Source organism: Dietzia sp. DQ11-38-2 (genome assembly GCF_014145055.1).
GTDB lineage: Bacteria > Actinomycetota > Actinomycetes > Mycobacteriales > Mycobacteriaceae > Dietzia.
In genome coordinates, this window is sequence record NZ_JAALDW010000234.1 from 1 (window position 1) to 6386 (window position 6386).

Genomic DNA, 6386 nt, shown 5'->3' on the forward strand with positions numbered 1-6386 from the left:
GGCGGGTCGAACGGCTGATCGCGCGGCTCACGTCACCGTGATCAGGTCCCTCACGCGACATGATGTGACGACGACGAGGGCTGCCGTCGCGACGGTGAAACGGCCTCGATGCCCTGCTGAGCGCAGGCGTGGCCGTCCTGGTCCTCAGCCACTCCGATGGTCACGCGCTGACTGGTCCGCACGCTAGAAGCGCACCTGCGTGCCGGCGAGGTCGTGGAGTCCGGCCCAGAGCCGTTCTGCGATGCCCGGGTCCGGAGCGCTCGTGTGGAGTGAGGGGGACAGACGGAGTGGGGGCCCGGCAAGCTTCCTCGGGCCGTAGAACTCGCCACCGACGGCATCAGGGCTCGCCAGCGCGCGCACACCCGACCACGCCGCCGCATCCTTTCCCTGCGCCCACGGCGTATACGGGTTCCGCCGGTAGGCAACGGTGGAGTCCCGGATCCCCGGACGCTGCGGCGTCTTGGCGTCAACACCCACGCCCGGTCGCGTGACGATGGACGCGATCGGGAGGCCGGCGGCACGCACTCGCCGGTCCAGCTCATAGGCATACAGTTCGGTGAGCGTCTTCGCCAGGATGTAGGCGCCGATACCGGTGCGAGGCCTGGCGCGGACGTCCGTCACCTCCATGCGGAACCGCTGAACGAACCCGGTGGAGGCATGGACGATCCTGAGGGGATGATCGCGATTCTGAGACGAGTACGCGTCGAGAAGCCTCGCGACCAGAGCGACATTGGACACCGTGTGGGCCCCGACCATGAGGGGCAGGCCATCCTGCGTCCTCGCCCGGGCGGAGAACTCCATGGGACCCCCGTTCAGGAAAATGCCGTCCAACCGTGGCAGAACCGCTAGCCGTTCAGCGCCCTCGCGAACAGAGTCCAGTGACGTGAGATCGAAGGGGACGGACCCGGTGATGGCGTCAGGCACCTGACCCCGGATCGCCGCCGCGGCCACCTCGATCTTCCGAGCTGACCGCGACGCGAGGATCACCTGCGCGCCAGCGGCGGCGAGCTGCTCAGCAGCGAAGTAACCGATACCCCCGGTCGCACCGGTCACGGCATAGACGCGCCCGGCGAGGTCTGGTAGGCGGGTGGGATCCCAGGTCATGATGAACTCCTCTAAGTGGATGGTCTATCCACTTAGAGGATAGCGCCGAAACGGATAGAAAGTCCACTTTGGTAGGGTGTGCCTGTGCCCACTCTCAGATCAGACGCCGCACGGTCCCGCGCCAAGATCCTCGAGGCCGCGCGCAGGCAGCCGATCTCCGAGCTCCGCCTCAACGACCTCGCCCGTCAGGCGGACGTGGGCGTGGCCACCGTCTACCGCCACTTCCCGACGGTGACCGCACTGGTCGAGGCACTCACCCTGGAGGCCTTGGACCAACTCGTCGACAAGGCCCGGGCCGCCGCCGAGGAACCCGACCCAAGCCGTGCCTTCACGCAGCTCGTGCGGGAGACGGCCACCCGACAACTCCAGCACGAGGGTCTACAACTCATGCTGCTCTCGGACGAGACTTCCACCGCGGTGCGCGGCCTCCGCGACGAACTCTTCGGCCTCGCGCAGACGACACTCACCAACGCGATTGCCGCGGGAGCTGTGCGGCCGGACATCTCGCTCGACCAGGTTCAGCGACTCGTCTGCGGAGTCGAACACGCTGTGCGGCTCGGGGACGGCAGCGACCGGGATCAGTTACTCGAGGTGGTTCTGGCGGGGTTGAGCCCGACCTGAGTCGCCAGACGGGCACGGAACAGCGACAAGGTCGTCCGACTCCGTCATAGAAGGCCGTCTAGACGTTGAACCTAAACTCCACCACATCGCCGTCGGCCATGACGTAGTCCTTGCCCTCCATGCGCACCTTGCCGGCGGCCTTCGCGGCGGCCATGGACCCGGCGGCGTCGAGGTCGTCAAACGACACGATCTCGGCCTTGATGAAGCCCTTCTCGAAGTCGGTGTGGATCACGCCGGCGGCCTTGGGAGCGGTGTCGCCCTTGCGGATAGTCCAGGCGCGCGACTCCTTGGGCCCGGCTGTCAGGTAGGTCTGCAGGCCCAGGGTGTGGAAGCCGGCGCGGGCGAGCGCGTTCAGGCCCGGTTCCTCCTGGCCGATCGACTCGAGCAGCTCCATGGCGTCGGCCTCGTCGAGCTCGCGGAGCTCGGACTCGACCTTGGCGTCGAGGAACACACAGTCGGCGGGAGCCACCGCGGCGCGCAGCTCGGCCTGACGCCCGGCGTCGGTGAGCACGGCCTCGTCGGCGTTGAAGACGTAGAGGAAGGGCTTGGCCGTCATCAGGTGCAGGTCCCGCAGCAGTGTGCGGTCCACCTCGTCCTGCGCCTGGAACAGGGTCCGGCCGTCCTCGAGCACGGCCTGGGCCTTGCGGATCTCCTCGAGCTGCGGCACCAGGGACTTGTCCTTGCGGGACTCCTTCTCCAGGCGCGGAACGGCCTTCTCGAGGGTCTCCATGTCCGCGAGGATCAGCTCGGTGGCGATCACCTCGATGTCGGCCATCGGGTCGACGCGGCCGTCGACGTGGATCACATCCGGGTCGTCGAACACGCGCACGACCTGACAGATGGCCTCGGCCTCGCGGATGTTGGCGAGGAACTTGTTGCCCATCCCCTCACCGGTGCTGGCACCCTTGACGATCCCGGCGATGTCCACGAAGGACACCACCGCGGGCAGGATCCGCTCGGAGCCGAAGATCTCGGCCAACCGGGCCAGTCGGGGGTCCGGCAGGTCCACGACCCCGATGTTCGGCTCGATCGTGGCGAACGGGTAGTTCGCGGCCAGCGCGTCGTTGTTCGTCAGGGCGTTGAACAGGGTCGACTTACCGACATTGGGCAGTCCGACGATTCCGAGGGTGAGACTCACGAGGCCTGAGTCTACGGCCCGGGCCCCGCGTCCCCGCTGCCCGCCACCCCTGGCGGTCACAGGGAGCGCGTCGGCGAGACCTCTGACAGGATGTGTGCCATGAGCGACGAGCCGAAACCGCCTCCCCCGGTCGGGACAGACGAGGAGTACGTCGACCGGTCCGTCCTCATCGGCCTCGGCGGGCGCTGGGTCACCGACTGGGCGCTGCGCCTGGCCATCCTCCTCATCGCGGGATGGCTGCTCAGCCAGATCGGTGGCGCGCTGTGGGTGGGCATCCTACCGATCCTGCTCGCGCTCATCGTGGCGACGGTCCTCTGGCCCCCGACGGGGTGGATGACCCGCCACGGCGTCCCCAAAGCGCTTGCCGCGCTCATCTCCCTCCTCGGCTCACTCGGGGCCGTCGCGGGCATCCTCGCCCTGATCGCCCCGTCGATCATCGATCAGAGCGTCCAGTTGGCGGACCAGGCCTCCGAGGCGATCGGCGAGGTCCAGGACTGGCTCCGGGGCCCGCCCCTGAACATCAGGGACGAGCAGCTCGACAGCGTGCTGGGCCAGCTCAGCTCGACGCTGCAGGACCGGGGCGACCAGATCGCCAACGGTGTGTTCACCGGCGTCACCGCGGTGGGCTCACTCCTCATCACCTTCGTGCTGGTCCTGGTGCTCACGTTCTTCTTCATCAAGGACGGCCCCCGGTTCCTGCCGTTCGTGCGCCGGATCGCCGGCCGCAACGCCGGTCGCCACCTCACCGAGGTCCTCACCCGCAGCTGGAACACCCTCGGCGGGTACATCCGCGCGCAGGCGATCGTCTCGTTCGTCGACGCCTTCTTCATCGGCCTGGCACTGGTCATCCTGGGCGTACCGCTGGCGTGGGCGCTGGCGGTCATCACCTTCCTGGCCGGATTCATCCCGATCGTCGGTGCCTTCACGGCCGGCGCGCTGGCTGTGCTCATCGCGCTGGTGGCCAACGGCCTGACCACCGCGATCATCGTGCTCGTCGTGATCATCGCGGTGCAGCAGCTCGAGAGCAACATCCTCCAGCCGATCCTCCAGTCGCGGGCGATGAACCTGCACCCCGTCGTGATCCTGCTCGGCGTGGCCGCCGGTGGCACCCTCTTCGGCATCATCGGGGCGTTCCTCGCGGTGCCGATACTGGCGGTGGCCGCCGTGATGCTCCGGTACCTCGGTGAGCAGATCGACTTGCGGACCGGGGACGTGACGGCATCCGACCTCGCGTCCGCCACCGACGAGGGGCGTCTGACGGCCTGGCTCGGCGAGATGTCCAGTTCGAGGTTCGCGCCACTGCGCAAGAGCAGCAGCGCCATCATGGCGGGGATCAAGGACACCCGGCCGGGACACCCCCACGGGGCACCCGACAGCGGGTCGGTCGAGGCGACCGGTGAGAGTGGGTCGGTGGTGGGGACCCTGCCGATCGACGACGACGAGGTGGTCCCGCCCGACCCGAACGCCGAGGACCCGTCGACCGACCACGCGAATCCTCCCACGGGTCCGGTCGATCCCCACGCCGTGTACGGCAACCGACCCTCGCCTTCGGAGAGCAAGCCCAACGTGCTGCGGCGCTTCGGCAGATTCCTCGCTCGCCGACTCGACGGTTAGAGTCTCATCCCGTGAACACACGCAGGAGCGGACGGGTCCCCGCGGACGAGAGGTCCGTCGTCTCGACCGTACGTGGGCTCCCCGCCTGGTCGGCGGTCCTGCTCGCGGTCGCCGTCACGCTCACCGGGGTGGCGATCGATTCGCTCTCCGGGGCCCTGGGGACCGGCTTCACCGTGGGGTACTTCCTCGGCTGCCTGATCGCGGTGCTGGCGGTCTCGCGTCGCGCACTGTTCGTCGCCGGAATTCAGCCGCCGATCATCATGTCCGTACTGGTCCCGCTGGCCTCGGTGATCGCGGGGGCGGGCCTGAGCGCGGCGGCCTTCTCGCGGTCGCAGATGATCTCGATGGTCCTGCCGCTGGCGACCAGGTTCCCGCTGATGCTCACCACCACACTCGTGGTGGTCGCGATCGCGCTGATCCGGGCGTTCGTCCTGGAACCCCGGCGCACCCGCCCGGCACCGGCCCATCGGCGGCGGGCGGCTCCGGCGCACGCGCGCCGGTGACTCCCCTGCCGCTCTAGACCTTCTTGGGGACCCGGAGCTCGCGGGGCAGGGAGAACGTGATGGTCTCCTGCGCGGTCCGCACCGAGGACACATCGTTGTAGCCGTGGTCGGCCAGCAGGTCCACCACCCCGCGCACCAGCAGTTCGGGCACGGAGGCGCCAGAGGTCACCCCGACCGTGGTGACGCCCTCGAGCCAGGAGGTGTCGATCTCCTTGGCGTAGTCCACCAGGTGGGCGTCGCGCGCACCGGCCTGCAGGGCAACCTCGACGAGCCGGACCGAGTTGGACGAGTTCCTCGACCCCACCACGATCACCAGGTCGCACTGCGGTGCCATGGTCTTGACCGCGACCTGCCGGTTCTGCGTCGCGTAGCAGATGTCGTCCGACGGCGGATCGATCAGCGTCGGGTACTTCTCCTTGAGACGGCGGACCGTCTCCATGGTCTCGTCGACGCTGAGGGTGGTCTGCGAGAGCCAGATCAACTTCTCGGCGTCGACGGGGATGTCCAGGGCGTCGACGGACTCGGGGCCGTCGACGAGGGTCACCACGTCGGGCGCTTCGCCCGCGGTTCCCTCGACCTCCTCGTGGCCCTCGTGGCCGACCAGCAGGATCAGGTACCCCTCCCGGGCGAAGCGCTTGACCTCGGTGTGGACCTTGGTGACGAGCGGGCAGGTCGCGTCGAACGTGTTCAACTCCAGTTGCAGGGCGCTCTCGCGGACGGCCGGGGAGACCCCGTGGGCCGAGAACACCAGGTTCGAGCCGTGCGGGACCTCGTCCGTCTCGTCGACGAAGATCACGCCCTGGTCGGTGAACGACTCCACCACGTGCTTGTTGTGCACGATCTCCTTGCGCACGTACAGCGGTGCACCGTGCTTGGCCAGGGCCTTCTCGACCGTTTCGACGGCCCGGTCGACGCCGGCGCAATAGCCACGCGGTTCCGCGAGAAGCACTCGCTTGGTTGCCGGTTCGGCGATCATGTCGGTCTGCTCGGTCATGGCACCAGGGTACGGTTCATACTGGATTCCGACCATCACGCCTCCCGGACGCCCCCCGGCAGAGAGGTTCCCATGCTCCGACCCTTCTTCCTCACCCGCGTCTCCATCGGTGTCGCCGCCTCCGCGGTCGAGTACGCCGCGGAGCTCCCCGGGCGTGCGGTCCAGGCGGCGGTCTCGCTCCCGACGGTCCCGGTGAAGGTCGCCGGCAGCCTGGTGCAGACGTATCTCCACGCCGGCCAGACCGTCGCGGGGCTCGCGGTCAAGGGAGACCGGGTGCTCGCGACGGTGTTCCCCGCCCGGTCGGACCACCCGGAATGGGCGACGTTCGACGAGGATCTCGACACGCCCGGGGACGGCGCCCGGTACGGCACCGCGGCGGGCCCGGACGGGGACGCGGGGGCCGACGGCGACG

The 6386-nt window shown here is 68.7% G+C and carries 7 protein-coding genes; 4 read left to right on the plus strand and 3 right to left on the minus strand.

What is annotated here, in order from left to right:
• Positions 1–183: 183 nt before the first annotated feature.
• Positions 184–1104, minus strand: coding sequence for an SDR family NAD(P)-dependent oxidoreductase (locus tag G6026_RS08835; RefSeq protein ID WP_182612946.1), 921 nt, complete (start codon positions 1102–1104; stop codon positions 184–186).
• An 84-nt stretch (positions 1105–1188) separates the two neighbouring features.
• Here G6026_RS08835 and G6026_RS08840 point away from each other — a divergent pair, with 84 nt between their 5' ends.
• Positions 1189–1725, plus strand: a complete 537-nt coding sequence (locus tag G6026_RS08840; protein WP_182612947.1) for a TetR/AcrR family transcriptional regulator — start codon at positions 1189–1191, stop codon at positions 1723–1725.
• 58 nt (positions 1726–1783) lie between these two features.
• Here the strand turns inward: G6026_RS08840 and ychF are convergent, their stop codons facing one another.
• Positions 1784–2863, minus strand: coding sequence for a redox-regulated ATPase YchF (gene ychF, locus G6026_RS08845; RefSeq protein WP_107756793.1), 1080 nt, complete (start codon positions 2861–2863; stop codon positions 1784–1786).
• Positions 2864–2962: 99 nt separating this feature from the next.
• Between ychF and G6026_RS08850 the strand changes: the two genes are divergently transcribed.
• Positions 2963–4477: an AI-2E family transporter gene (locus tag G6026_RS08850; protein WP_182612948.1), complete on the plus strand. Its 1515-nt coding sequence runs from the start codon at positions 2963–2965 to the stop codon at positions 4475–4477.
• An 11-nt stretch (positions 4478–4488) separates the two neighbouring features.
• Entirely contained in the window at positions 4489–4980 is a 492-nt protein-coding gene (locus G6026_RS08855) for a DUF6542 domain-containing protein (protein WP_182612949.1), read from the plus strand.
• A gap of 13 nt (positions 4981–4993) precedes the next feature.
• On the opposite strand, the gene G6026_RS08860 is transcribed toward G6026_RS08855, so the two are convergent.
• Complete coding sequence (locus G6026_RS08860) at positions 4994–5974, minus strand: 4-hydroxy-3-methylbut-2-enyl diphosphate reductase (protein WP_182612950.1); 981 nt, start codon at positions 5972–5974, stop codon at positions 4994–4996.
• Between the two features lie 72 nt (positions 5975–6046).
• On the opposite strand from G6026_RS08860, the gene G6026_RS08865 reads away from it, so the two are divergent.
• A partial coding sequence (locus G6026_RS08865; protein WP_182612951.1) for a hypothetical protein occupies positions 6047–6386 on the plus strand: 340 nt, incomplete at its 3' end.

Coding starts and splice junctions, on each gene's coding strand:
- G6026_RS08860 (WP_182612950.1), bottom strand. CDS start 5,974: ATGACCGAGCAGACCGACATGATCGCCGAACCGGCAACCAAGCGAGTG.
- G6026_RS08850 (WP_182612948.1), top strand. CDS start 2,963: ATGAGCGACGAGCCGAAACCGCCTCCCCCGGTCGGGACAGACGAGGAG.
- G6026_RS08835 (WP_182612946.1), bottom strand. CDS start 1,104: ATGACCTGGGATCCCACCCGCCTACCAGACCTCGCCGGGCGCGTCTAT.